The 25,472-nt window shown below is 61.0% G+C and carries 22 protein-coding genes; 6 read left to right on the top strand and 16 right to left on the bottom strand.

Features of this window, described 5'->3' with window-relative positions; all coding sequences use genetic code 11:
- Window positions 1-83 precede the first annotated feature (83 nt).
- The 9 genes from ELH03_RS25660 to ELH03_RS25620 form a co-directional block, all read right to left on the bottom strand.
- A complete protein-coding gene (locus ELH03_RS25660) occupies window positions 84-827 on the bottom strand; it encodes an ABC transporter ATP-binding protein (protein WP_128402363.1) in 744 nt (247 codons plus the stop codon).
- On the bottom strand, window positions 824-1,678 hold the full coding sequence (locus tag ELH03_RS25655; protein WP_128402362.1) for an ABC transporter ATP-binding protein: 855 nt from the start codon (window positions 1,676-1,678) through the stop codon (window positions 824-826). The genes ELH03_RS25660 and ELH03_RS25655 overlap by 4 nt, the downstream gene beginning before the upstream one ends.
- Window positions 1,675-2,610, bottom strand: a complete 936-nt coding sequence (locus tag ELH03_RS25650) for an ABC transporter permease (RefSeq protein WP_128402361.1) — start codon at window positions 2,608-2,610, stop codon at window positions 1,675-1,677. Before ELH03_RS25650 ends, ELH03_RS25655 begins: the two co-directional genes overlap by 4 nt.
- A 4-nt stretch (window positions 2,611-2,614) precedes the next feature.
- Entirely contained in the window at window positions 2,615-3,712 is a 1,098-nt protein-coding gene (locus ELH03_RS25645) for an ABC transporter permease (protein WP_128411661.1), read from the bottom strand.
- 6 nt (window positions 3,713-3,718) lie between these two features.
- A complete protein-coding gene (locus ELH03_RS25640; RefSeq protein ID WP_128402359.1) occupies window positions 3,719-5,305 on the bottom strand; it encodes an ABC transporter substrate-binding protein in 1,587 nt (528 codons plus the stop codon).
- A gap of 145 nt (window positions 5,306-5,450) precedes the next feature.
- Complete coding sequence (locus ELH03_RS25635; RefSeq protein WP_128411660.1) at window positions 5,451-6,404, bottom strand: dihydrodipicolinate synthase family protein; 954 nt, start codon at window positions 6,402-6,404, stop codon at window positions 5,451-5,453.
- Window positions 6,405-6,466: 62 nt separating this feature from the next.
- Window positions 6,467-7,360 (bottom strand): SMP-30/gluconolactonase/LRE family protein, encoded by an 894-nt coding sequence (locus ELH03_RS25630; protein ID WP_128411659.1) that lies wholly within the window; start codon window positions 7,358-7,360, stop codon window positions 6,467-6,469.
- Window positions 7,357-8,187, bottom strand: a complete 831-nt coding sequence (locus tag ELH03_RS25625; RefSeq protein ID WP_128411668.1) for an NAD-dependent epimerase/dehydratase family protein — start codon at window positions 8,185-8,187, stop codon at window positions 7,357-7,359. Before ELH03_RS25625 ends, ELH03_RS25630 begins: the two co-directional genes overlap by 4 nt.
- Window positions 8,188-8,208: 21 nt before the next feature.
- Window positions 8,209-8,922, bottom strand: coding sequence for a FadR/GntR family transcriptional regulator (locus ELH03_RS25620; protein WP_128402355.1), 714 nt, complete (start codon window positions 8,920-8,922; stop codon window positions 8,209-8,211).
- Between the two features lie 324 nt (window positions 8,923-9,246).
- Between ELH03_RS25620 and ELH03_RS25615 the strand changes: the two genes are divergently transcribed.
- The 6 genes from ELH03_RS25615 (at window position 9,247) to ELH03_RS25590 (ending at window position 17,562) form a co-directional block, all read left to right on the top strand.
- Entirely contained in the window at window positions 9,247-11,184 is a 1,938-nt protein-coding gene (locus ELH03_RS25615) for an ABC transporter substrate-binding protein (protein WP_128402354.1), read from the top strand.
- Window positions 11,185-11,307: 123 nt separating this feature from the next.
- Window positions 11,308-12,294, top strand: coding sequence for an ABC transporter permease (locus ELH03_RS25610; RefSeq protein WP_105009214.1), 987 nt, complete (start codon window positions 11,308-11,310; stop codon window positions 12,292-12,294).
- Window positions 12,295-12,303: 9 nt separating this feature from the next.
- Window positions 12,304-13,425 (top strand): ABC transporter permease, encoded by a 1,122-nt coding sequence (locus ELH03_RS25605; protein WP_128411658.1) that lies wholly within the window; start codon window positions 12,304-12,306, stop codon window positions 13,423-13,425.
- 7 nt (window positions 13,426-13,432) lie between these two features.
- The gene (locus ELH03_RS25600; protein WP_128402352.1) at window positions 13,433-15,154 is read left to right on the top strand and encodes an ABC transporter ATP-binding protein; all 1,722 of its coding nucleotides are present in this window, start codon (window positions 13,433-13,435) and stop codon (window positions 15,152-15,154) included.
- On the top strand, window positions 15,151-16,362 hold the full coding sequence (locus tag ELH03_RS25595) for a mandelate racemase/muconate lactonizing enzyme family protein (RefSeq protein WP_130766875.1): 1,212 nt from the start codon (window positions 15,151-15,153) through the stop codon (window positions 16,360-16,362). Before ELH03_RS25600 ends, ELH03_RS25595 begins: the two co-directional genes overlap by 4 nt.
- A gap of 12 nt (window positions 16,363-16,374) precedes the next feature.
- Window positions 16,375-17,562: a galactarate dehydratase gene (locus ELH03_RS25590; RefSeq protein ID WP_018245802.1), complete on the top strand. Its 1,188-nt coding sequence runs from the start codon at window positions 16,375-16,377 to the stop codon at window positions 17,560-17,562.
- A gap of 184 nt (window positions 17,563-17,746) precedes the next feature.
- On the opposite strand, the gene ELH03_RS25585 is transcribed toward ELH03_RS25590, so the two are convergent.
- The 7 genes from ELH03_RS25585 to ELH03_RS25550 all read right to left on the bottom strand — a co-directional run bounded on the left by ELH03_RS25585 (window position 17,747) and on the right by ELH03_RS25550 (window position 25,441).
- The gene (locus tag ELH03_RS25585) at window positions 17,747-18,319 is read right to left on the bottom strand and encodes an NADPH-dependent FMN reductase (protein WP_128402350.1); all 573 of its coding nucleotides are present in this window, start codon (window positions 18,317-18,319) and stop codon (window positions 17,747-17,749) included.
- 37 nt (window positions 18,320-18,356) lie between these two features.
- Window positions 18,357-19,022, bottom strand: coding sequence for a nitroreductase (locus ELH03_RS25580; protein WP_128411656.1), 666 nt, complete (start codon window positions 19,020-19,022; stop codon window positions 18,357-18,359).
- A gap of 446 nt (window positions 19,023-19,468) precedes the next feature.
- The gene (locus ELH03_RS25570; RefSeq protein ID WP_128402347.1) at window positions 19,469-19,825 is read right to left on the bottom strand and encodes an ArsR/SmtB family transcription factor; all 357 of its coding nucleotides are present in this window, start codon (window positions 19,823-19,825) and stop codon (window positions 19,469-19,471) included.
- A gap of 268 nt (window positions 19,826-20,093) precedes the next feature.
- Window positions 20,094-20,786, bottom strand: a complete 693-nt coding sequence (locus ELH03_RS25565) for a response regulator transcription factor (protein ID WP_128411654.1) — start codon at window positions 20,784-20,786, stop codon at window positions 20,094-20,096.
- Between the two features lies 1 nt (window position 20,787).
- On the bottom strand, window positions 20,788-21,165 hold the full coding sequence (locus ELH03_RS25560) for a response regulator (RefSeq protein WP_105009143.1): 378 nt from the start codon (window positions 21,163-21,165) through the stop codon (window positions 20,788-20,790).
- Window positions 21,166-21,167: 2 nt separating this feature from the next.
- Window positions 21,168-21,809, bottom strand: a complete 642-nt coding sequence (locus ELH03_RS25555) for a response regulator transcription factor (protein ID WP_128402345.1) — start codon at window positions 21,807-21,809, stop codon at window positions 21,168-21,170.
- On the bottom strand, window positions 21,806-25,441 hold the full coding sequence (locus tag ELH03_RS25550; protein WP_128411653.1) for a PAS domain-containing protein: 3,636 nt from the start codon (window positions 25,439-25,441) through the stop codon (window positions 21,806-21,808). The genes ELH03_RS25555 and ELH03_RS25550 overlap by 4 nt, the downstream gene beginning before the upstream one ends.
- Window positions 25,442-25,472: the final 31 nt, after the last annotated feature.

The following is a 25,472-nucleotide window of genomic DNA, read 5'->3' as shown; positions in this document are numbered from 1 at the left end:
CATCATCGGCGATCGCTGCTGCCATTGGTTTAGGCAGCCGCTTTGGCTTGATGTGGATGCCGCCGCCGCGTATCAATCGAGAATTACGCCTTTCCATACATCCTGCTCGCGCGCAGCAGGCGTTGCGAATAGGGGTGTTCGACCGCACCTTTTCGCAAGGCGGCGACATCGACCTGTTCGACGATCTCGCCCGCTTCCATGATGGCGACGCGGCTGCACATGTGCGAGACGACGGCGAGATCATGACTGACGAGCAGATAGGTCAGACCGCGATTGGTGCGCAAATCCTGGAGGAGATTGAGGATTTCGGCCTGAACGGACACATCGAGCGCCGATGTCGGTTCGTCGAGAAGCAGAACGTCCGGATCCAGCATCAGCGCACGGGCGATCGCCACGCGCTGCCGCTGGCCCCCAGACAGCTGGTGCGGAAATCTGTAGCTCAGCGCCGGGTCAAGGCCGACCGATCTGAGGACCGCGTTCATGTCGACAGAATTCGTATCCAGCCCCTGGTTGCGCAGCGGTTCCTTCAGCTGCGAGCGGATGGTCTTGCGGGGATGGAGGGATCCGTAGGGATCCTGGAACACCATCTGCACCCGGCGGAAGAAAGGCCGGCTGCGCTGCTGATTTAACGGCTCGCCGTGGAGCTCGATCCGGCCGTCATAGTTGGCGTTGAGGCCGGAAAGCGCCCTCAGGACAGTGGACTTCCCGCAGCCGGACTCGCCGACCAAGCCGAAAGCAGTTCCTTTTTCGATGGCGAAGCTTACGTCTCGAACGACAGGTCGCTGCCCGGGTCCGAAACGGACCGTAAGATTGTCGATTTTAATCACCGCGGCGGCTCCAATGCGAATTCTTCAAGCCAAGCCGGATCTCGTTTCAGGATCGGCAGCCGGGCAGGGGGATCTTCGATCGTCGGCAAGGATGCCAGCAACCCTTGCGTATAAGGATGTCTGGCCTTGTCGAGATCGCGCGCCTCCAGCACTTCCACCACCCGCCCCGCATACATGATGAGGACGCGATCGCAGAAATTCCTGATGAGATTGAGATCGTGACTGATGAAGATCAGGCCGAGATTGCGGCGCAAGACGAGTTCATCGAGGAGGGCCAGAATTTCGAGCCTCACCGTCACATCGAGCGCTGACGTCGGCTCGTCGGCGATCAGCACTTCGGGTTCGGCAATCAGCATCATGGCGATCATCGCCCGCTGGCCCATCCCGCCCGAGATTTCGTGCGGATAAAGGCGGGCCACACGCTCCGGGTCGCGGATCTGGACGGCCTCGAGCATATCGAGCGCCTGCTGCCAGGTCTTTGCCCTGCTCGTCCTCGGATGATGGAAGCGGTAGGTCTCGGCAATCTGTTCGCCGATCCGCATGACGGGATTGAGCGAATATTTCGGATCCTGCAGGATCAGGCCGATCCGCCGTCCTCTGATCGTCATCATCGTCTTTTCGGTCGCCTTGAGCAGATCGACGTCGCGAAAGCGCATCCGCTCGGCACTGACGATCGCGGTCGGCGGCAGCAGCTTCATGATCGCGCGGCCGACGGTCGACTTTCCCGATCCGGATTCACCGACGATCCCGAGCTTTTCCTGTCCAAGCGAAAAGCTGACGCCGCGCACGGCCCGCACCTGTCCGCCGCCGAAGGCGATTTCGAGGTTCTGAATATCGATCAAGTCCGTCATTCTGAACCTCGGGGATCGAGAACATCGCGAAGCGCATCGCCAACGAGGTTGAAGGCGAGGCTGACGAGCGCAATGGCAATGCCGGGTGCTGCGATGACCCAGGGGCTGTCGAGCATGAATTCACGTCCGCTGGCGGCCATCGAACCCCATTCCGGCCAAGGCGGCTGCGCGCCAAGGCCGAGGAAGCCGAGGCCGGCGGCGGTGATGATGATGCCGGCCATATTGAGGGTGACACGGACGATCACCGAGGGAATGCACATCGGCAGAATGTGACGAGTGATGATTGCGAGTGATGTCGCGCCCTGCAGGCGCACGGCGGCGATGTAGTCCGCCTTGCGCAGGCTGAGCGTCTCGGCGCGCGCCAGGCGCGCGATCGGCGGCCAGGCCGTCAGCGAAATCGCGATGATCGCATTGGTGATGCCTGGACCGAGCGCTGCGGCAAAACCAAGCGCGAGGACGAGGCCGGGAAAGGAAAGGAAAATGTCGGTGACGCGCATCAGGATTTCATCGACGATGCCGCCGAAATAGCCTGAGACCGTGCCGATCAGCAGGCCGAGCGGTGCGACGATGACCGTGACGAGCATGATGATGTAGAGCGTCGTGCGGGCGCCATAGATCACTCGGGAAAAGACGTCGCGGCCAAAATTGTCTGTGCCGAGCCAATGGCTCGCGGATGGCGGCGCAAGCCGCCCGGCCATGTCCTGAACGATCGGATCATAGCTCGTCAGCAGGGGGGCGGCCAGCGCGACGACGATCAGCACGATGATGATGGCTAGTCCGGCCAATCCAAGCGGGTGCAGGCTGAATTTCCGCCAGCCCTGATGAATTTGCTGCGCCGATGACTGGAACCAACCTCGAGGCTCCGGCGCGAGCAGCCAGTTGCGAAGGCCGCCAGTGTTAGCGCTGTCTGCGTGCTCAGAGGAGATCGTCATGGCGTCACCGTGTCCTCGGATCAAGAATGCGATAAAGGAAGTCCGACAGGATGTTGATCGTCAGGAAGACGGCGCCAATCGTCAGGACGGAACCCATGACCACGTTCATGTCGTTCATCTGCAGCCCCCGGGTCAGGTACTGGCCGAGCCCCGGCCACCCGAAGACGGTTTCGATCAGCACCGCCCCCTCGAGCAGCCCGCCGAAGGTCAGCGCCATGATCGTCAAGAGCTGCACCCGGATGTTCTTGAATGCATGGCGCCAGACCACCTTACGGGTGCCGAGCCCCTTTGCCCGCGCCGTGATGATGTATTCCTGGCTTAGTTGCTCCAGCATGAAGCTCCGCGACATGCGGCTGATATAGGCGACGGAATAATAGCCGAGGATCGCCGCCGGCAGGATGATGTGGCCAAGGGCGTTGTGAAACACGTCCCATTGCTGCTCTATCGCCGCGTCGATCAGAAGAAAGCCGGTCACCGGCGTGACGAGACCCTCGTAGAAGACATCGATCCGGCCCGATGCGCCGACGAGCTTGAGCTTTGCATAGAAGATGAAGAGCGCCATCAGCCCGGTCCAGAAAATCGGGATAGAGTGGCCGGCAAGGGCAACAATGCGGGCAACGTGATCGATGATCGTTCCGCGCCTGACGGCAGCCGTGATCCCCAGGGGAACGCCGATGATCGCCCCGATGATCATGGCGATGACCGCTAATTCGATGGTGGCGGGAAAAATCGTCAGGAGATCGGTGAGGATCGGCTGGCCGGTCGTCGCCGATGTGCCGAGATCGCCTGTCGCGATCTTCCCGACATAGGCGAGGAACTGCATCCAGACAGGTTGCCCGAGCCCCAGCTCATTATAGACGCGATCATAAACCTCCTTGCTGACCTCCGCCCCGGTGATGGCAAGCACCGGGTCGGCAGGCAGCAGGCGACCCATCGAAAAGGTCAGAAAGAGCAGGCCGAGCAGCGTCGTCACGACCGCGACGGCGCGCCCTGCCAAGCGCCGCAACAGGCTCATTAGAGGGTGCGGGGCCGCATCGGCGAACCCGCCCTCCGTAGAAAGACGGCTGCTCTCCGGCTTCGATGTCAGATCGGCGCTCGCCACGGCGTTCTACTCCTTGGTCACGTCATGCCAGCGAGTCGACCATGTCGTGTGCCCATGATAGCCCTTGACGCTGGCGCGCATGACATAAGGGTCGGTTCGCTGGAAAAAGATGACGAGCGGCGAGGCCATGCCACTGTAAATGCCGTCCATCTTCTTGAAGATATCCGTGCGCTTGCCGGTATCGCGCTCCTTCATCGATTGGTCGACGAGTGTGTTGAGCTCGTCCACCTTCATGCCTGTGCGCCAAAGATAATAGCTGCCGAGGCGCGCCTCGTCGCTATTGTCGGGATTGTAGGCATATTGCGTGGCTACCGCGAAAGGATCAGGTAGTCGCGCGCCGGAATTGCCGAGCAGCACTTCGTATTTGCGCTCACGAAATGCCGGCGTGAATTCGCCTGGCACGAGATCGAGATCGAGGCCGGCAGCACGGGCGCTCGCCTGCAGCGCTTCGGCGAAGGGCAGTGTCGCCGCACCCGACGGATTGAGCACCTTCTTCAGGCCATTGGGGTAGCCGGCTTCCGCCAGCAACTGCTTGGCTTTGGCAGGATCGTAATCGTAGTGCGAGGCAGCTTCATCAGGGGCGCCGATCATGCCGCGCGGGATCATCGACTGCCAGGGAAAGCCGGTATAGCGCATGATGTTGCCGGAGATCGCCTTCCAGTCAAAGGCATGCTGGAAGGCCTCGCGAACCTTCGGCTTCTGCAGATCCGGGTCTTTCTGGTTGAGCGCGATATAATAGAAACCGAGGCCCGGAACGCTTTCGATCACCATGTCCTTTTTGTTGGACAGGGCATCGAGGTCGCCGCTTGCGAGGTACTGGCCGACATCGACGTCTCCGGCTTCGAGCTGCAGTCTGAGGTTACCGGATTCTGGAATGTGCCGGGCGACGACGCGAGCCATGGCCGGCGCCCCACCCCAATAGTCCTTCCGTGCGTTGAAGATCGCAACGTCGTTCGGCCGCCATTGCGTCAGCGCGAACGGGCCGCTGCCGGCCGAATTGGCAGAAAGCCAGGCACCGCCGAAGTCGCCATTTGCCTCATGCGACAGTGCGGTTTTCTTGTCGATGATGCCGATCGATGAGCCGGCAAGCGAATAGAGCACCAGATCGGTGTTCACGGCCTGCGGCAGTTCGATTTCGAGCGTATGTTCGTCCTTTGCCCGAACAAGCTTTTCGACGTTGTCGGGTGTAAAGCCCCAGAGGGCGACGTCGGTGGAGCCGACCTGGCCCATCTTGATGACGCGCTGGATCGACCAGGCCGCATCGTCGGCGGTTACCTTGTTGCCGCTCTGGAAGGTCGCATCGTCGCGCAATGTCAGCGTGATAATCTTACCATCCGCCGAGACGCTCCATTGCGTCGCGAGCATCGGCTTCAGCGTTTTAAGGTCGTCCGGCGACAGCTGCACGAGGTTGTCGTAAATGTTCGAGATCAGTTCGGAAACCGTGCGGGCATTGTTCTGCGCCGGATCGAGCGTCCTTATGCCGGTGAGATTGGTGCCGATCACCAGCATATTGGGCGGCGACGCCGCGAAGCTGGGCTGCGCCGTCATCATGGCGCCGGTAATTGCGATCGTCGTCAGTACCTGTCTCAACATCTCAAGACCTCCCAATCCTGTTGTTTGCGGAAATAGAGCAATTCCAGGAAAAGTGCGAAGCGGTTTCCGTCCGGAATTGCGTAAAAACAAATGGTTAGAGCGGCTCTGCACTTCCATGAAAAGCTGAGCCGCTCTCATGTCGAACTCAGCCGGCCGCCTTTGCGGAATCCTGCTGGGGTGGATGGATCTGGTTGTTGCCGGCGGCATCCCAGCGCTGAAGCAGCCGATGAAGTTCTTCGCGATCATGCCGATCGAGCAGCGGCAATCCCGGCACGCGCACGGGGCCCACATCGAGGCCGGAATAGGTGACGGCCTCCTTGACGACAGTCACGTTCGCGCCATTGCGGAATTTGGTCCGCATCCGCTCGAATGGTTCAAGCTGGTTGACGATAGCCCTTGCCGCGCCGAAGTCTCCTCTTTCCAGTGCATCGTGAACCGCAAGCGACAAATGCGGCGCGACATTGACGAGACCGGATGTGAAGCCGCGCGCGCCAGCAGCCGTAAATGTCGGCGCCCAGCTCTCCGCCAGGCCGCAGACGAACAGCGCGCCGGCCGGATCGGCTGCCGCGATCGCTCTGGACAGTAGCATCAGATCGGTCGTGGCAAATTTGATGCCGGCAATATTGCCGTGGTTTGCGAGACGGGTGATATCTTCGACACTGAAACCCTCGGCCCTGACATAGGCGATGAGGGGCAGGGTGGAAGCATCCGCAAGATTGCAGAAATAGTCGATCTGGGACGAAGGTGCTGCGAAAGGATCGACGGGCTGATGCGACATGACGGCGGATGCGCCGATCGTGGCCGCATCTCTCGCCATGCCGATCGCCTCGCGCAGCGATCGGCCGATTGCCGCCGTCACCGGCGCCTTGCCGTTGACGCCGGAAACCGCCGCCTCATGGACGATCCTGATTTCCTGCGGCGTCAGCGCATAGAATTCCCCGGTATTGCCGGCAGCGACGATGTTGTGAATGCCCGCTGCCGCCACCCGCTCATAGACTTTCGCCGTGATCCGAGGTTCGACATCACCTTTGCCGTCATAGGCAGTGACGGGAACACCCGATACGCCTGTAAGCGCCTTGCGCATGGTTGCGATGCTCATCTTTCTTCCCCGTTACCTTTCCATCTATTCGCTGTCATTTCGAAGGGATGATCGGTTCGCTGTCATCCCGGAGGGTGTCCGGCCCCGAAGCGGAAGGGCGGTAGACCCTCTGCATCCACGTCGAAGGCGATGACCGTCCCCGCCTCGAAACGTCCGGTGCGGTCCGTCGACAGGCTAGTGACAAAGAGGGTGCGCAGATCCGGCCCGCCGAAACACGGCATTGTCGGTGCCGCGACCGGCAGAATGTAGATCTCGACGATTTCGCCTTCGGGCGATATTCGGTTGAGGCGACCGGCGGAAACGCCGGCGCTCCAGTAGAACCCGTCACGATCGGTTGTCGCGCCGTCGGGCCGACCCTCGTCTTCCGTGAAGCTGCGAAGCCGGCGCCCATCGCCGAGGTCGCCCGTATCAGGATCGAAGTCGAATGCCTGCAGGAAGCATTGCCGGCTGTCGGAGTGATACATCCGCCGGCCGTCCGGCGACCAGGCAAGGCCGTTGGAACTCGTCAGTCCGGTTGCAACGGTCCGCGTGCGGCCATCGGCGCCCACCCGGTAAAGTGCGGCCTCATCGGTCTGCGGCTTGGCTTCGCTGAACGAGCCGATCCAGAAGTGCCCGTCGGGGCCGACCTTTCCGTCATTGAGGCGGCAGTTGATGTGGCGCCCGACCGGATCGGACACGAGCTCAAAATCTCCAGAGACGGGATCGAAGAGATGGACGCCCGTCTGAAGCGCCACCACGATCCTGTGATCGCGGCAAAGCCCAAGGGCGCCGATTGCGGCCGGCATGTCGAAGCGGTCGATCTTTCCTGAAGCCGAGAGCCGGACGAGTGCTGGCGCCTGAATGTCGACGAACCACAAAGTGCCGGTCTCTTCGTCCCATACAGGAGATTCACCAACCGTCAGCGGCTGCTGGATCACGGAACGGACGTCCGGGCGGATGATCCGCGGGGCCGTCATTCAACCGTCTCCAGGCTCTTGGCCAGACCCTCGGCGTCGCGCATGCGGATGGTGCCGTCGTGATTGATCTCACAGAACCCACCGCCCTGGAACGCAAGCGCGACCGGCCCTTCCGATCCCTCTTCGATGCGCGCGTGATCGCGCGGCCGGTCCTGTGGCTGGTAGCCCAATCGGGCCGCCAGACCGTTGTCCCACCAGATCTCCTCGGCATCAGAAACGCCGTAGACCACCGTTGCTGCGATCAACGGGTGCGACAGGCCGATCCTGACCAATTGCGCCAGGTCTCGGGCGCTGATCCAGATCGCAACGGATCGCTCGCTGTTGGGATAAGTGCCCGCATTGCCGATGCGGATGGAAAGAGAGCGAATGCCTGATGTGTCGTAATACAGCCCCGCCACAAGTTCGCCCCAGCATTTGGAAAGTCCATAAGGGCTGTCGGGGCGCATCGGGTCGAGCGGCGACACGAGCTGGCCGCGCGGATAAAAGCCCGTGGCATGGTTGCTCGATGCATAGACGACCCGGTGGACCTTGTTGGTCCGCGCCGCTTCGTAAAGATTGTATGTTCCAAGCACGTTCGCGTGCAGAATGGCGTTCATATCGATGCCGCTTGCAATGCCGGCAAGATGAACCACACCGTCGACATCCTTCAGCGCAGCCGTCGCCTCGTCGAGCTTTGTAAGATCGGCCTTGACGAAGCTCTCGTTTTCGCCAAGCCCGTCAGGCTCCTGGAGATCGATCAGGCTGAGGTGCTCGACATGCGACCGAAGGAGCGGGCGCAACAGAGTTCCTACACGTCCGGCAGCACCCGTCATGGCGACCCGTTTCATCATTTCTCCTCCCATTGTCGCTCAAACGCCCTGGAACATGCGGGCGCGAGCATTCAGTATGTGTTTCTTCATCGCATCGTGCGCTTCGGTTTCCCGGTGCGCGAAGATCGCCTCGACGATCACCGCATGTTCGTCCTGAACGCTGCGGATCTGTTCCGGCGTCCGCTTCAAGCTCAAGCTTCGCGTAACGGAATGCCCGATGGCGAAATGCGGCTTGAACCACTCGCGTAGCGTGATGTGGAACTGATTACCGGTCGCCATGGCAATTGCGTCATGCAGAGCTTGGTCCTCCTCGGCACCAAGCTCTCCGTTACGCAGACATTGTTCGATCGAAAGAAGCGCTGCCGTTATCCGCTCCTTGTCGGCCGGCTGCCAGTTTCGTGCGGCAAGCTCCGCCGCCTCGGCTTCGAGACCGGCGCGGAATTCGAAGAACCGCTGGACATCGGCCAAGGAGCCGACCGGCACCATTTTCAGCATCGACGAATCCGGCCTTTGCCTGACATAGGAACCGGAACCCTTGCGCGAAACGACCAGGCCATCGGCTCTCAAGCGTTCAAGCGCTTCGCGCACCACGGGCCTCGATGCGCCGAAATCAGCGGCGAGCTTCGTCTCCGGCGGCAGTCGTTCGTTCACCGGAAAATTGCCGTCGGCGATCATCCCCACGATCTTCTCGTAGATGATGTCGCTGAAGCGCGTTGCGCCCCTGTTCGAAACGGCATCGACCATAAAAGTCATTCCGGTCCTTTTCTCTCGTCTCTCGACGCCATGCGACGGCGTTGACGGTCGCACCCTGGCTGTCGCCGTCCATGATGTTCAGGGCAGCGCGCAGCATCTGACAGATCGAACGTTTTTCATCCTGCTGACCGTATTTCAGCGGCACAACATCGTATTTCGATGCTGCATCGCTACGAAATTTGTAATTATCTGTCAACTCTTGTAATCATTTGCGAACGTGTCTATGGTTCCGGTCGTAGCGCCGAGGAGGGCGTCAGCGGCGGGTCGGGAGCCCGCCGCATCAGCCGGGGCAAAGGCTGCTCCGGCACAAAAGGGAGGAATTCGATGGCCAATGAAATACTGTCGCGTGGTGTCACCCGCCGCGCCGTACTTGGTGGCATGGCTGGTGTCGCGGCGCTGTCTATCGCCGGTCGCGTCTCTGCCGCAGGTGGCGAAGCGCCAGCACTTGCGCAGCTCGCCAAGGATGGAAAGCTGCCGCCGCTCGCCGAGCGCCTGCCGAAAAAGCCGATGGTCGTGACGCCATTCGAGAAAGTCGGCACCTATGGCGGCTCGCTGCGCCGAGGCCTTCGCGGTTCATCCGACCATAACGGCATCCTGCGCATGGTCGGCAACCAGAGCCTCGTGCGCTGGAATCTCGATTTTACCGCCGTGCAGCCGAACCTTGCCGAACGCTGGGAAGTCAGCGATGACGCAACGCAATTCACGTTCCATCTCATCGAAGGCGTGCGCTGGTCGGACGGTCATCCCTTTACGGCCGATGACGTCGTCTTCGCGATCGAAGACTGCGTCAAGAACACCGAGCTTTACAGCTCGACACCGGCGCAGCTTGCGGTCGCCGGCAAGCCGGTCACCGTCGAGAAGATCGACGATTATACGGTGAAGTTCACCTTTGCGGCCGCCAATGCGCTTTATCTGGAAAACCTCGCCACGCCACTTGGTCAGCATCCGACGCTGTTCCCGAAGCACTACTGCAGCCAGTTCCTGCCGAAATATAATCCGAATATCGAGGCCGATGCGAAGAAGGCCGGCGTCACCAGCTGGACGGAGCTATTCCGCAGCCGTTGCGGCGACATCGAGATCCCGTCGCGATGGGGCAATGCCGACAAGCCGACACTCGATCCATGGGTGATCAAGGAGCCCTATGCCGGTGGCGCGACGCGCGTCGTCATGACCCGCAATCCTTATTTCTGGCAGGTCGATACCGAGGGCAATCAGCTTCCCTACATCGATGAAATCAACTTCGGCATCTCGCAGGACGTCGAATCGCTGATGCTCAACGTCATCTCCGGAAAGATCGACATCCAGGAACGCCATATCAGCGTCCTCGCCAACAAGCCGACGCTGTCCAAGAACATGGAAAAAGGCGATTATCGTCTGCTGACGCTCGTGCCTTCGGCCTCGCAACAGTGCCAGATCTACTTCAACATCACCCACAAAGATCCTGCCATGCGCAAGATGTTTGCGGATAAGGCGTTCCGGCAAGCGCTCTCGATCGGCATCAATCGCCCGGAGCTCATCGACATCGTCTATTTCGGACAGAGCGAGCCCTACCAGGCCGGGCCGCGTCCGACCCATCCCTGGTATAACGAGAAATATGCGCGCCAGTTCACCGAATATGACGCCGACAAGGCAGGCGCGATGCTCGACGAGGCCGGCTACAAGAAAGGCGGCGACGGTTTCCGGCTGCGGCCCGACGGCCAGAAAGTATTCTTCTCGATCGACGTCATTCCGACGCTCTATCCCGACCTCGTCGATGCCCTGGAACTGGTCAAGACGCATTGGGCCCAGATCGGTATCGACATGAAGGTCAACACGATCGAGCGGGCGCTCTATTACACCCGCGGCGACGACAACGCCCATGATGCTGCGGTATGGCCGGGCCCCGGTGGTCTCGATCCGATGCTCGACCCGCGCGATTTCTTCGCCTTCCATCCGCAGGGCTCGCGTTACGCCATTCCGTGGACGCTTTGGTACACCTCCAACGGTGCGCGAGGTGAAGAACCGCCGGAAAGCCAGAAGAAGCGCATGAAGCTCTTCGACGAAGCGCGTTCGACGGCCGATCTCGACAAGCGCGGCGCGATCATGAAGCAGATCTTTGACATCGCGGCGGAGGAGTTCGAGACCGTCGGCCTTTGTCTTGCCGTCGGTGGTTTCGGCATCATCCGCAACAATCTGCGCAATGTTCCCGAGAAGGAGCCGGATAGCTGGTCCTGGCCCAATCCCGGCCCTGCAATGCCGCAGCAATTCACCTTCACGAGCTGATTTTCGTCTTAAGCGCCGTGCCCGACGGTACGGCGCTTTCTTTCAGTTCGCCCTGCGAGATGCCTTGCCGGTCCTGACGGCCGACAAGGCCCGGAGGGCGGCGTTCAATGCAAGAGGCGCCTTATGCTGGTCTTTATCGCCAAACGCTTCCTATGGATGATTCCATCGCTGTTTGCCGTCAGCTTCCTCGCTTTCGTGCTGATCCAGCTGCCGCCGGGCGATTATGTCACGACCTATATTGCGACGCTGGCAGCATCCAACGAGATCGTCGATCAGAACACGGCGGCGCAATTGCGTGAGCGCTTCGGCCTCGGCGACCCGATGCTCGTCCAATATTTCAAGTGGATATGGGGCATTCTCACACGCGGCGATTTCGGCATTTCCTTCGAATGGCAGCAGCCGGTCTCTGACCTGATCTGGGAGCGCATGGCGTTGACGCTCGTGTTGGCCCTGTCGACATTGATCGCCACCTGGGCGATCGCGCTGCCGATCGGCGTCTTTTCCGCGGTGCGCAAATATTCGATCGGCGACTATTTCTTCACTGCCTTCACCTTCTTCGGCCTGGCCGTTCCGTCCTTCCTGCTGGCGCTGGTGCTGATGTATGTCGCGGCGGTCGAATTCGGACAGGATGTCGGCGGGCTCTTTTCGCCGGAATACGAGAATGCGTCATGGAGTTTCGCCAAGATGGTCGACCTCTTCTCGCATCTCTGGCTTCCCGTCATCATCCTTGCCGTCTCCTCGACGGCAAGCCTCATCCGCGTCATGCGCGCCAACATGCTTGATGAATTGCCGAAGCCTTACGTCACAACGGCACGGGCTAAAGGTCTCTCAGAGTTCCGGCTGCTGATCAAATATCCTCTGATGATCGCCCTCAATCCGTTCATCTCGACGATTGCCTGGCTGCTGCCCAACCTCATCTCCGGCTCGGTCGTCGTCGCCATCGTCCTCAATCTGCCAACGGCTGCTCCCTTGCTGCTGCAGGCGCTGATGGCCCAGGACATGTATCTCGCCGGCGCCTTCGTCCTGCTGATCTGCGCGCTGACGCTGATAGGCTCTTTGATCAGCGACATCCTGCTTGCGCTGGTCGATCCCCGCATCCGGCTGGAATAGGAGCCTTACATGGCCGACATCACCGTTACGAACATTCCGCCGGATCGCGCCGCCGTCGCGTCGCAGTGGCAGCTCATCTGGTGGGCTTTCCGCCGGCATCGCCTGGCCATGGTGGCGCTCGTCGTCACCGTGCTGATGTATATCGTCGCCCTGCTTCCCGGCTTCTTTGCCATCAACGATCCGAACCTGCAAAATGCGCGGGCGACCTTTCATCCGCCGCAGAAATTGCATCTGATCGATACGCAGACCGGGTTCTCCTTCGGCCCGCATTATTATCCGATGAAGCTGACCCGCGATCCGGAAACGCTGGCCGCCATCTTCAAGGAAGATACGACGAAGCGTGTCGACGTCCAGTTCTTCGGGCGCGGCTACGAATATTCCGTGTTCGGCCTGTTCAGGACCAACATCCACCTGATCGCCTCGCCCGACAAGACCACGCCGCTGCTTCTCTTCGGCGCCGACAGGCTTGGGCGCGATGTCTTCAGCCGTACGGTGCAGGGCTCGCAGATCTCGCTGTCGATCGGCCTCGTCGGTGTCTTCTTCTCGCTCATGCTCGGCATCGTGCTCGGCGGTATCTCGGGATATTACGGCGGCCGCATCGATTTTTTCCTGCAGCGGGTGATCGATTTCGTGCTGTCGTTGCCGACGATCCCGATCTGGCTGGCAATGGCCGCGGCCCTGCCGCAGGACTGGCCTGCGACGCTGCAATATATGATGATCACGATCATCCTGTCGCTGACCGGTTGGGCGCAGCTCGCCCGCGTCGTTCGCGGCCGTTTCCTGTCTTTGCGCACTGAGGAATTCGTCGCCGCAGCCAGGCTCGACGGTGTTCGCGAAAGGCGCATCATCTTTCGCCACATGCTGCCGAGCTTTGCCAGCCATATCATCGCGTCGATTACGCTTGCGGTGCCGGCGATGATCCTTGCCGAAACCTCTCTCTCCTTCCTGGGGCTCGGTCTGCAGCCGCCGACCATCTCCTGGGGCGTGCTTCTGCGCGAGGCCCAGAACATTCGCTCGATCGCCACCGCGCCATGGCTCTTCATGCCGGGCTGTGCCGTCGTGGTCGCCGTGATGGCGCTCAACCTTCTCGGCGACGGCCTGCGCGATGCGGCCGATCCCTACAACAAATGAGGCCGGCATGACCGATATCGTTCCCATTGCCGGCAGGCCGCTGCTCCAGGTGAAAAATCTGACGGTCGAGTTCCCTCTGCGCACCGGCGTTTTTCGCGCGGTCAGCGATCTGTCTTTCTCGATCGAGCCGGGCAAGACGCTCTGTGTCGTCGGCGAAAGCGGATCCGGCAAGTCGGTGACGGCGCGTTCGATCCTGCAGATCGTCGATGCGCCCGGCCGCATATCCGGCGGATCGATCATACTGAACGATCAGAACGGCGGCTCGATCGATCTGACCAGCCTCAATCCGCGCGGGCGCCAGATCCGCGCGATCCGCGGCCGCGACATCGCGATGATCTTCCAGGAGCCGATGTCGTCGCTGTCGCCGATCCACACGGTCGGCAACCAGATCGTCGAGGCGCTTCGCCTTCACACCAGGATGAGCAAGGCAGAGGCGCGCGCTGAAGCCATATCGCTGCTCAAGCAGGTCGAAATTCCCTCGCCTGATAAAGCGCTGGACCGATATGCCTTTCAATATTCCGGCGGGATGCGCCAGCGCGCGATGATTGCAATGGCGCTCGCCTGTAAACCGCAGCTGCTGATCGCCGACGAGCCGACCACGGCCCTCGACGTGACGACCCAGGCCGAAATTCTCGACCTGATCGCCCGGCTGCAGAAGGCCAAGGGCATGGCCGTTCTGTTCATTACGCATGACATGGGAGTCGTGGCGCAGATCGCCGACGATGTACTCGTCATGCACAACGGCGTCGCCAAGGAATATGCACCGGTCGAGCAGATTTTTCATGCGCCGAAAGACGACTATACTCGGATGCTGATAGGCTCGGTGCTGAAGCTGGAAGCGAAGGCCGAAATCCGGCTGGCGCGCCCGCCGCTCGACACGACGGCGCCACCGATCCTCGAACTCCGCAATGTCTCGATGGATTTCGGCGAGGTGAAAGCACTGGACGATGTTTCCATTTCGCTTCTGCCGGGCGAAACGCTCGGCATCGTCGGCGAGAGCGGATCCGGCAAGACGACGATGGGTCGCTCGATCATGCGGCTGATCGATCCGACTGCAGGCGAAATCCTCTATCGCCGTGCCGACGGCGACATCATCGATCTGGCAACGGCAAAAGGTCAGACGCTCGCGGCCGCACGGCGGGAATTGCGTATGGTGTTTCAGGATCCTTTCGGCTCCCTCAACCCGCGCATGACCGTCTCCCAGATCATCGGCGAGCCGCTGCTCGTCAATGGCGTCGCAAAGGGGCGGGCGCTGGAAGAGCGGGTTTGCCACCTGATGGAGCAGGTTGGTCTCGACCCGAGGGCACGCGAACGCTATCCGCACGCATTCTCCGGCGGCCAGCGTCAGCGCATCGGTATTGCCCGCGCCATCACCCTCAATCCGCGCGTCATCGTTGCCGATGAGGCAACCTCGGCGCTCGACGTTTCCGTGCGCTCGCAGGTGCTCGATCTGTTGATGCGCCTGCAGGACGAACTCGGCCTCGCCTATATCTTCATCAGCCATGACATCGGCGTTATCCGCTACATGTGCGACCGTGTCGGCGTCATGTACAAAGGCCAGCTCGTCGAAATCGGCGATGCGGAGAAGGTCTGCCGCACGCCCGAGCACGCCTATACGCAGGCGCTGATATCAGCGATCCCGCGCCCCGATCCGCGTGATCGCGATCAGTCGCGGCGTTTCCGCTACGTCGCGCCGGACATTCTGAAGAATGGGAGTTCTCTGCGATGAAAATCACCGGGATCCGCACTTTTCTCATGCATGTCGGTCAGCCAGACCCCTCGAAATGGGCTTCCGACCAACGTGCGGGTGATGGCGCCTCCGAGCAGTTCGGCGGTACCAGAAACTGGCTCTTTCTGAAGATCGATACCGACGAGGGCATCACCGGCATCGGTGAATGCTCCGGCTGGCCGCGCGTCGTCGAGACGGCGATCCATGATCTCGCCCCACTCCTGATCGGCGAAGATCCGGCTCATACCGAGCGGCTGTGGCAGAAGATGCATATCGCGATGATGGGCCATGGCATGCTCGGGACGGTCGGTGGCGGTGCGATGACCGGCATCGACATGGCGCTATGGGACATCAAGGGCAAGGCGCTCGGCGTGCCTGTCTGGATGCTGCTCGGCGGCAAGGTGCGCGACCGGATCCCGATCTATTCGCATGCGAATACACCCGAGCGCGCGCTTGCCCTCAAAGCGCGCGGTATCAAGGCGATCAAATGCGGCGGGGTCGCCGATCCGGTCCGCAAGGTTGCCACCCTGCGTGACGCCGTCGGCGACGATATGGACATTGCCATCGATCTGCATGGGCCGCCATGGCTGACGCCTGCGGATGCCTGCCGGCTGGTGCGGGCGCTCGAACCCTATGAATTGATGTGGGTGGAAGATCCGATCGCGCCGGAGAATATCGACGGCTACCGGCGCATCCGCGACGCAGCACATGTGCCGCTTGCCGCCGGCGAGCGCTCGGCGACCATCTTCGGCGAGCGCGAGCTCATCGAGAAGGAGTTGGTGGACGTGATCCAACCCGATACCGGCCGGGCCGGCGGCATCACCCAGATGAAGAAGATCGCTGCCATGGCCGAGGCGCATCATATCCAGATGGCGCCGCATTCGGGCTCGCTCGGGCCGGTGGCGGAATATGCGGCTTTGCATCTGCTTGCGGCGATCCCGAACGCCCTCATCCTCGAGCGCCTCGACGATGACTGGGACGGCCGCCGCCAGACGATCGTGCCGCACCCGCAACAGGTCGACGGCCTGATCGCCGTTCCTGATGGCCCGGGACTTGGCTGCGATATCGACGAGGCCTTCGTGGCGCGCTTCCCCAGCAACGGCAATGTCTCGGTCCCGCAAAGTGCCGGCGCCTATAATCCCGGAACCGACAACGAGCATCTCTACGTGCAGACGCGCCAGTCGCGCCGCAGCTATTTCAATCGCTAGAAGGACAGAAAGATGAAGATCGACCGCATGCGGGTTTTCATGACCCGCGACAAGGACCGTCCGCGCGTGATCGTCGCGCTCGACACCGATGACGGACTGACGGGCTGGGGCGAATGTTACAATCACGGCCCCGACAAAGCGCTTCCGCCGCTCCTGGATTATCTCTACGAATTTCTGTCCGGCCAGGATCCGACACGCGTCGACTATCTCGTCAATCTGTTGATCCAGCAAAGCCGGTTCCCGCCGGGCGCGCTCGGTCTTGCCGCGATCTCCGCGCTCGATCACTGCTTGTGGGACCTTGCCGCCAAGGCGGCGAACGTCCCGGTCTACAAGCTGTTGGGCGGCGAAGTACGTGACCGCATCAAGGTCTATGCCGGGGTCTATACCGCACCGGATGCGCCTGCGGCCCGCGACGAGTTCGATCGTCTGAAGGAGGGGTGGGGTTTCACCGCCTTCAAGCTCAGCCCCTGGCGTATCGACATGCATTCCAATCGCTGGGGCAATGTCGTCAAAGCCTCGGCGGATTATTTCCGCTCGCTGCGCGAAACGGTCAATGACGAATACGAGATCGCCTTCGACGCCCATGCGAAGATTTTCGAGCCGATCGCAGCAAGGCAACTCGGCAATGCCTTGGCACCCTACGACCCTCTGTTTTTCGAGGAGCCGCTGCGTCCTGAAAATATCGAGGCCTGGGGTGATCTGAAACAGGGGCTCAACTGCGTGCTGGCGACCGGCGAGTCGCTCTATAACAGAAACGAGTTCCTGCGCCTGCTGCAGGTCAAGGGCGCGGACCTCATCCAGCCCGACATCTGCGTGGTCGGCGGCATCAGCGAAATGCGCCGTATTGCCACGCTCGCCGAAGCCTTCTTCGTCGGGGTGGCGCCGCATAACCCGATGGGACCGCTTGCGACGGCGGTCAATGTTCATTTTTCGGCGGCGGCACAGAATTTCCGCATCCTCGAATACCGGCTGCCAAAGGGACAGGCCTACGTCTATGGCGGCCTCGATATCGAGAAGCGGGAGGGGGAAACCCGTTACGTCGTCGATCCCTATCTGCCGAAGGACGGCTATCTGGAGCTGCGTCCCGACCGGCCGGGCTGGGGCGTCGAAATGGACGAGAAGGCGATGGAAGAGGAAGGCTACATCCATTGGCAGCGGCGCGTGCCGAAGCGGCCCGACGGCTCTTACGCGTTCGCCTGAGGGTATTGCGCGCTTTAAAAACAGAAGCTGGCCGCCCGGATGGACGCGGCCAACTCCCGCAGGGCGACGCTTCTAGAGCATGATGCCGAAAAGTGTGAGCGGTTTTCGGGTGACATCATGCTCTAACTATTTAATTTAGAACAGGATTCAGATTTTAGGCCGACCGGCCTAAAATCATCCTGTTCTAGGCATCTTTCGGCAGCACTGAGCGAACCCTTGCGATGAAGACATGGAAGTCCTGCATGAAAGTGCGAAGGAAATCGGCGGTGGTGTCTTTCGTGACCTCGCCGTCATCGGTGATCAGCCCCGGCGTGAACTGGATGTAGGCTTCCGGGGCATTCATCTGGGGAGAGTTGCAGAAACTGAGCACGCTGCGTAAATTCTGCTGGGCGACTGCTGTGCCTATCGCGCCCGGCGACGTGCCGATCACCGCTGACGGCTTACGTGTGAACGAGTTGGTGCCGTAGGGGCGGCTCGCCCAGTCGATTGCGTTTTTCAGCCCGCCGGGTATGGATCGATTGTATTCGGGCGTGACGAACAGCACGGCGTCGACAGCCGCGATTGCCGCCTTGAATGCCTTGCCAGCCGGAGGGTAGTCGGCGTCGTAGTCGTAGCTGTAGAGCGGCAGGTCCTTGAAGGATATCTCCGACATTTCAAGTTCCGGCGGGGCGAGCCGCGCCAACGCCTTGGCGAGCTTGCGGTTGATCGAGCCCTTGGCGAGGCTGCCGATGAGATAGCCTACTTTATGCGTGGTCATGGCGTTCTCCAATATCTCGCATGATGATGGCAAGTCACTAATCACCGAGGAACGTGACCGTCTCGCCGAGCGCGGCGCGGCCTGTACGGGCGTAACTGACCGTGGGGTCCTCGTAGCCGATCGACATGCCGCAGAAGAGGATGAGCCCGTCCGGGGGTGAGAGGACCTCGGCGACCGTCTCGCGAACCTGCGACCACGCCATCTGCGGGCAACTGTGCAGACCTTCGGCGCGGAGCAGCAGCATGATGGTCTGCAGATACATGCCGACGTCGGCCCATTGGGGCAGGCCCAGGTCACGGTCGATGTAGCAGAACAGGGCGGCGGGCGCGCCGAAACAGTTCCAGTTGGCGATTGCTGCCCGCTGGCGCGCCTCCCAGTCCTCGCGCGCTATGCCGAGCGCGCTGTAGCGCTCCTTGCCGAAGGCGGATCGGCGCTCCCCGTAGGGGGGCTTCAGCTCGTGCGGGTACATCTCGTACTGCCGCTTGTCCCAGGGGTCACCATGGGCCACGCGCTCGACGGCGGACGTCTTGAGCTCTGCCAGCGATGCGCCGGTCATCACGTAGGTATTCCACGGCTGGATGTTCGATCCTGACGGCGACCAAGCTGCGGCGGACAGCACACGCTCAAGCACCTCCCTCTTCACAGGCTCGTCTTTGAACCCGCGCACCGACCGTCGACTTTTGACTGCCTCATATACGTCCATGATCGCCTCCGTCCGCCCGGACGGCCGGGGCAGCGTTGTGGCCCAACATCGCGCCTGGCAGCATTAGCACGCCATCGCTGACCACCTTTACGTCAATCTCGCCGATATCAAGCGCATAACGCAGCGGAGCCAGCTCGCCGGGTTCCGGTCTGCCGGGGTATGAGGTATTGTCCATACTCATGGTCGTTCGTCCTGAATGTTCCGTTCCTGATGTGGTTCATTATCTCCATTCGCGATGGAGGCGTAATCACACCGTGGTCTAGGAGGGGTACATCAAACGTACATCAGGGATCGATGCGTTCGAGGGCATGTAGGCGAAACATCGCGGGACTTGGCGCTTACGCTCAAGCCGCAGTCATCTCCGCGAAACCGCGTTCTTCGCCATTGCGCTGCTCTTCGCTGCCGCGGCGCCAATCATCAGCTGCAGGATCAATGTTTCGTCATGTTCATTGGGTGCCTATGGCTCGGACACATTCAACCTCGGTGCGAGAATACGATCCGAAGATGTCAGCGAGCGTATCGAGCATGGCCCTGGCCGCGCCGGATTGAAGTGAATAGTAGATCGTCTGGGCAGCCCTTCGCGTCTGCACGAGTTCCTGTTCTCGAAGAATTGCCAAATGCTGCGAAGTTGAAGATTGGCTCAATCCCACCTCGTCGGCCAGGACGCTCACGGACATTTCTCCCTCGGCCAGCAGATGCAGAATGTGAAGCCGTTTGGCGTTCCCCATGGCCGACAAGAAGTTTGCTTCGTTTTCGAAGGCGTTGGTTTCAGGGGAAGGCGCGGTTGACGATTGATTGTTCACGGCGAGATCTCCTTGGGGAACCAAAGCCGGGCACCAGGTCATATCGCCGAGCTTTAATTTAGGAGTAGCGCATGGGTGCGAGAGCGAAACCCTTTACCGGCGCCGCGTCGTCTTTTTTGGCGCAAATCGGATACGACTCGCCTCAAATGGACAGCGGCCGCAGATGATGTTCGAGGCCGGCATCTTCCACCATTGGAAGACACGCGGCTAAAAGCATAAATCAAAGACTTGAAGCGCGCGTCGATGATCCGGATCGATGCTGCGCGTTTTAGCGCGCGCCGGCCTGGCGCATTTGCGCGGGCAGTGTTTCCCACGCTCGGATCAATTCGCCGATGGAGGCGGCCTCCATCTTGTGCATGACATTGCTGCGATGCAGCTTGACCGTCACTTCGCTGATGCCGAGATCGAAGGCGATCTGTTTGTTGAGGCGACCGTGCGCCACTTCATGCAGAACCTCGCGCTCGCGCTGCGTCAGCGTCTCCAAGCGCTTGATATTGCGCTCGGCGACCGCGGCTTCCGCCCTTCGTTCGGCATCCATCGCAATGGCCGCTGTGATGGCGTCGAGCAGGGTCTGGTCTCGCACCGGTTTGGTGAGAAAGTCTACAGCGCCGGCCTTCATCGCCTGAACGGTCATCGGAATGTCGCCATGCCCGGTCAGGAAGATGATCGGCTTGGAAATGCCCTTTTCGGCCAGATGACTCTGCAGGTGGAGACCGCTTGCTCCCGGCATGCGCACATCGAGGATCAGGCAGCCGGGGCTATCCAAGATATCGGCGTCAAGCAGTTCGCGGGTCGAGGCAAAACTGGTCGACTGGAAACCCGTCGACAGGATCAGCTCCGACAGCGCCTCGCGAACGGCGGCGTCGTCATCGACGATAATGACGAGCGGTTGGTTCTCCTCATAACCGCATTGCAATGATAACGGCGCCGATCTCCGCAGCAACGGCTGGTCAACTCTCATGTTACCCTCCATCTGTCGATTTATGCAAAGCTTTGGCGATGGCCGCCAGCAGGGCCTGGGCATCGAAAGGCTTGCGGAAAAATCCGCCCACGCCTTGAGCGCGCCCCTGATCTGCTATCTCGTGGCGGCCCGTGATCAGGAATACCGGCAGCTCCGGCCGTGATTTCCTCACCAGGTCGCGAAGTTCGAAACCGTCGATGCCAGGCATTCCGATATCGGTGATGAGCAGGTCGAGGTCCGACAGCCCGTTGACGAGCAGCGAGCCCGCCGACGAGAAGCTGCGAGCCACATAACCTGCGGATTCCAGAAGGTCGCCCATCGATTCAAGCAACCTTGGATCGTCATCGACAATTGCCACGACGTGTCTTGTCTTGTTCATGTTCAATTCCCTCCCACTCGGCGCGAGTGGGTTATCGGTATTTCCAATCTCTCCGCGATCCGGACGAGATCGGCGAGCGATGCCGCCGCCATTTTCTGCATCACATTTCTTCTATGGATCTGCAGCGTCACTTCGCTGATCCCCAATTCGGCTGCTGCCTGCTTGTTGAGAAGGCCGCTGACGACGAGCGGCAGCACCTCGCGCTCTCGCGGCGTCAGGTCGAGATAGTGTTGCCTCAGCATGTGGAGTTCGGCGCGTTGCGACCTCTTTTCCCGATCCTCAGCGATCGCCGCATGAATTGCCGCCATCAGGTCCGCGTCGCTGAAGGGTTTGGTCAGGAAATCCACCGCGCCATGCTTGATCGCACGCACGGAGGAGGGGATGTCGCCGTGTCCTGTGATGAAGACGATCGGCGGATGGTCCCTGTCGGCGATCTGTTTCTGCAGATCGAGGCCGTTGATGTCGGGCAGCTCGATATCGAGGATGAGGCAGGCGGGCACGTCAGGCTTTTCCGCCCTGACGTAATCGCAGGCCGATTCGAAGGCGATGGCGCGCATGCCGTGCGATTCCAGCAGCTCGCCGAGGGCTTCCCGAACGCGTTCATCGTCATCGACGATGAAGACAATATGGTCATCCGCCGTCATGACGCCACCTTCATTTCTATGGGCAAGGTGAAGAGCAACGTCGCTCCGTGCGGATTGTTCTTCTCCGCCCACAATCGTCCGCCATGCAGCTCGACGATCGAGCGGCAGATTGCCAGCCCCATGCCCATGCCATTTTCCTTCGTCGTGAAGAACGGCTCGAACATCCTCTCGGGAAACGCGATACCCTGGCCGCGATCGCTGATTTCGGCCTGGATGGCATTCCCCACCTGGTGCACGCGCATTTCGATCACCTTGTCGCCCGTAATGGCTTCCATCGCCTCGATGCCGTTGCGGATGAGATTGATCAGAACCTGCTGGATCTGGACGCGGTCGATTGCGACGAGGGGAAGGTTGCCGTCGATGCCCACGTCGATCCGGACGCGACGCCGCGACGCCTCGTCGGCCATGAGGTTGCGCGCTTCATCGACCATGCTGGAGAGCGTCGTGTGGATCCTCCTGTCTACGGATTGTTTGAACAAGGCGCGAATGCGGCTGACGACATCCGCCGCCGAGTTGGAATCCCGGATGATACGCTCGACCGTCCTTTGCGCCCGCTCGATATTCGGCGGGTCGGCTGTCAGCCAGCGCTGGCAGGCGTGCGAGTTGGCCACGACGGCCGCCAGCGGTTGGTTCACCTCGTGCGCAATGGAGGCTGAAAGTTCGGCCAGGCTCGCCACTTGGCTCGCGCGTGCAAGATCCTCCCGCGCTCGACGCAGATCTTCCTCCGCGTGAACCTCACCGTCGATATCAAGGCAGATGACATTCCACTGGACGATGACGCCTTCGGCATTGCGCATCGGTGCCGCACGCGTCTCGACCCAGCGATATTCACCATCATGGCGCCGTAGACGGTGCCTACGCGCATAGGGCTCGCCAGTGGACAATGAATGGGCATAGTTTTCTTTGACCCCTGCCACATCGTCGGGATGAACACCGGCATCGAGTGTGCCGTCCAGCCGGGTTTTGCCCGTTCCGTCCAACTCCTCGAGATTATAGCCGAGGAAGTCGCGCAGTTGCTGGCTGCGATAGATCGGTTCTCCATCAGGTGCTGCGCAATCGATCATCGCCGGCAGCGTTTCGACAAGCTGCCAGAGGGAGCGTTCTCTCTCTCGCAGCGCTTCCTCGACGCGCAGTTGATCGTCGATGTCGTGCGAGAGGCCATACCACTGGACGATCCGGCCGGTCTGATCCCGCAGCGGCTCCGCGCTGCCTTTCACCCAGCGGTAGACACCATCGGCGCGGCGCAGGCGATACTGGCTGGAGAAGCGCTCGCCGGTGGCGAAGGAATGGTTGAGTGCTTCTTCGAGGGTTGCCGCATCGTCGGGATGGACCGCGGCCTCGATGAGAGCCGCCAGCCGGCTCATGCCCGGCCTGTCCATATCCGCCATATCAAGACCGAGAAAATCGACCAGGCGCTTGTTGAAGAAGGTCGGAGCGCCTTCCGGATTGAGCCGCCAGAGCAGGCTGGGAACCATATCGACGAGTTGCGAAAGTTCTCGCTCCCGGTCGCGGAGCGCTTCCTGCGCGCGCATCTCATCGTCGATGTCAACTGAGATCACGTACCATTGCATGATCGCGCCGCTTTGATCCCGCAGCGGTTCCGCGCGACCGTCGACCCAGCGATAGGCACCGTCGACGCGACGCATGCGGTATTTTATCGAGAAGGGATCGCCGCTGGCGAGGGAACCGTGAACCGTCTCCAGCAACCTCGATGCGTCATCGGGATGGACGAGGGTGTGAATGACCGAGGAGAGGCGGCTCATGTCGGGCCTGTCCATATCGCCCACGTCGAGACCGAAAAAGTCGATCAGGCGTTTGTTGAAGAAGACCGGCTCGCCTTCCGGCGTCAGGCGCCTGATCTGAACCGGGACCATGTCGACGAGCTGCGAGAGTTCTCGCTCCCGATTGCGCAACGCCTCCAGCGCGCGTACCTCATCGTCGATGTCGAGAGAAACGCCATACCATTCCGCGACCGTTCCGTCTTCGTCGCGTCGGGGCTCCACCCGGCATTCCGCCCAGCGGTAGACGTCATCCTTTTCGCGCCAGCGAAATCGCATCGCGGAGCCGTCGCCGGTTTCGAAGCAGTTCCTGAGTGTGCGCTGGATATCCGAAGCGTCTTCGGGATGAACCAGCTGCTGGAGCAGATCGTCGATGCGCGGTTCACCGAGAGCGTCGAAATTGGCGATAACGGAGCGGAAATGATCCTGATACCGCTTGTTGAAATAGAACGAGCCACCGGTGGGCTCCACACTCCAGATGCGGACCGGCACGGCGTCTATGATCTGCTGAAGCTGTTGTTGGCTCCGCCGCATAGCCTCTTCGGCATGAACCTGATCGTCGATGTCGTGACAAAGACCGTACCACTGGACGATGCGCCCCGACTGATCCCGCATCGGTTCGGCACGGCTCGACATCCAGCGATAGAGGCCGTCGGCGCGGCGCAGCCGATACCGCATGGCGAAGCTCTCGCCGGTGGAGAGGCAATGGCGAAGGGCATCTCCGAACCCCGCCGCATCCTCGGGATGAACGGTGGCCTCCAGGACGGCCTCTAGCCGGCTCATGCCGGGATTGTCGAAATCCGCCACATCGAGACCGAGAAAATCGACCATCCGTTTGTTGAAGAATGTCGGCTCGCCGTCAGGGGTCAGACGCCAGACGTGGCTCGGAACCATATCCACGAGCTGCGAGAGTTCCCGCTCACGGTCGCGCAGCGTATCCAGGCTTTGGCGCAATGTAAGCACTGCCAGCTGGTGCTGCCGGGATATGGCGGCCACGATGAGCGCCGAAAATGCCGAGATGGCCAGAAAAAGCTGCAGCATGACCTGCTTGTGCTTCTGGAACTCGGGATCACCGGCAAACTGGCTGGTGCCTGTTATCGTAAACAGCGCCGTGATCAGGGCGAGGAGAGCCAAGGATACGGCAGCGCCTTTGAACTCGAAGCGAACCGCAGCCCAAAGAAGAGGCGGCATGATAATGTATGCGAAGGGGAGGTAGCCGCTCAGAGAAAGAGCGGCAACGCCGAGAAAGATCAACCCCAGGACGCAAGCTTCTACCCATTGCGCTGCTGAGAGCCGGGTCTTGCCGCGCCAGCTTTGAAGCACAACCAGTGCCAGCGGCGCTACGATCAAGACGCCGGTGGCGTCTCCGATCCACCACAGAGGCCAAGCTGTGGAGAAAGACTGCGATTGTATGCCAAACCACGCCAGTGTCGCACTTCCCACGGTCGCACTGACGATGGGCGCAATCCCGGCGCCCAGTACGACAAATGCGAAAACGTCCTGCAAGGTTTCCAACCGAACTGGCCGCGTCAAGGTCCGGTTGACGAGCCATGCCCCGGCCACCGCTTCAAGGGCGTTGCCGATGTAGATCAGAAAGGCCGCAGGCAGGGGGCTGTGGAACCATAAGTAATTGCTGAACAGTTCAGCCAGGCAGCCCCCCAGTATCCACCAAGGCCAGCTGTAGCGGGAGGCGAGGACAAGTGTCGCGATGAAAAGCCCCGCCGCGGGCCAGATGGAAATGCCGGTTCCAGGGACGATTGCGAGCGACTGCGCGAATCCGCAGGCCAGCACATAGGCCACGATGAAAACCCCCAGATGCAGGGGGCGGGGGCGGTGCGACCAGACGCTCATCATCAGCTGCTCCTGCTGGACAGAGAAAGCCAGC

The organism is Rhizobium beringeri (genome assembly GCF_004306515.1).
Lineage (GTDB): Bacteria > Pseudomonadota > Alphaproteobacteria > Rhizobiales > Rhizobiaceae > Rhizobium > Rhizobium beringeri.
This window is presented reverse-complemented; position numbering and strand designations above follow the sequence as displayed.

Bases quoted from the DNA above. Each gene is read 5' to 3' on its own strand.
- ELH03_RS25595 (WP_130766875.1), top strand. From the start codon at position 15,151: ATGAAAATCACCGGGATCCGCACTTTTCTCATGCATGTCGGTCAGCCA.
- ELH03_RS25585 (WP_128402350.1), bottom strand. From the start codon at position 18,319: ATGACCACGCATAAAGTAGGCTATCTCATCGGCAGCCTCGCCAAGGGC.
- ELH03_RS25640 (WP_128402359.1), bottom strand. From the start codon at position 5,305: ATGTTGAGACAGGTACTGACGACGATCGCAATTACCGGCGCCATGATG.
- ELH03_RS25605 (WP_128411658.1), top strand. From the start codon at position 12,304: ATGGCCGACATCACCGTTACGAACATTCCGCCGGATCGCGCCGCCGTC.
- ELH03_RS25620 (WP_128402355.1), bottom strand. From the start codon at position 8,922: ATGACTTTTATGGTCGATGCCGTTTCGAACAGGGGCGCAACGCGCTTC.
- ELH03_RS25635 (WP_128411660.1), bottom strand. From the start codon at position 6,404: ATGAGCATCGCAACCATGCGCAAGGCGCTTACAGGCGTATCGGGTGTT.
- ELH03_RS25615 (WP_128402354.1), top strand. From the start codon at position 9,247: ATGGCCAATGAAATACTGTCGCGTGGTGTCACCCGCCGCGCCGTACTT.
- ELH03_RS25560 (WP_105009143.1), bottom strand. From the start codon at position 21,165: ATGAACAAGACAAGACACGTCGTGGCAATTGTCGATGACGATCCAAGG.
- ELH03_RS25565 (WP_128411654.1), bottom strand. From the start codon at position 20,786: ATGAGAGTTGACCAGCCGTTGCTGCGGAGATCGGCGCCGTTATCATTG.
- ELH03_RS25650 (WP_128402361.1), bottom strand. From the start codon at position 2,610: ATGACGATCTCCTCTGAGCACGCAGACAGCGCTAACACTGGCGGCCTT.
- ELH03_RS25625 (WP_128411668.1), bottom strand. From the start codon at position 8,187: ATGAAACGGGTCGCCATGACGGGTGCTGCCGGACGTGTAGGAACTCTG.
- ELH03_RS25580 (WP_128411656.1), bottom strand. From the start codon at position 19,022: ATGGACGTATATGAGGCAGTCAAAAGTCGACGGTCGGTGCGCGGGTTC.
- ELH03_RS25590 (WP_018245802.1), top strand. From the start codon at position 16,375: ATGAAGATCGACCGCATGCGGGTTTTCATGACCCGCGACAAGGACCGT.
- ELH03_RS25555 (WP_128402345.1), bottom strand. From the start codon at position 21,809: ATGACGGCGGATGACCATATTGTCTTCATCGTCGATGACGATGAACGC.
- ELH03_RS25600 (WP_128402352.1), top strand. From the start codon at position 13,433: ATGACCGATATCGTTCCCATTGCCGGCAGGCCGCTGCTCCAGGTGAAA.
- ELH03_RS25610 (WP_105009214.1), top strand. From the start codon at position 11,308: ATGCTGGTCTTTATCGCCAAACGCTTCCTATGGATGATTCCATCGCTG.
- ELH03_RS25655 (WP_128402362.1), bottom strand. From the start codon at position 1,678: ATGACGGACTTGATCGATATTCAGAACCTCGAAATCGCCTTCGGCGGC.
- ELH03_RS25550 (WP_128411653.1), bottom strand. From the start codon at position 25,441: ATGATGAGCGTCTGGTCGCACCGCCCCCGCCCCCTGCATCTGGGGGTT.
- ELH03_RS25630 (WP_128411659.1), bottom strand. From the start codon at position 7,360: ATGACGGCCCCGCGGATCATCCGCCCGGACGTCCGTTCCGTGATCCAG.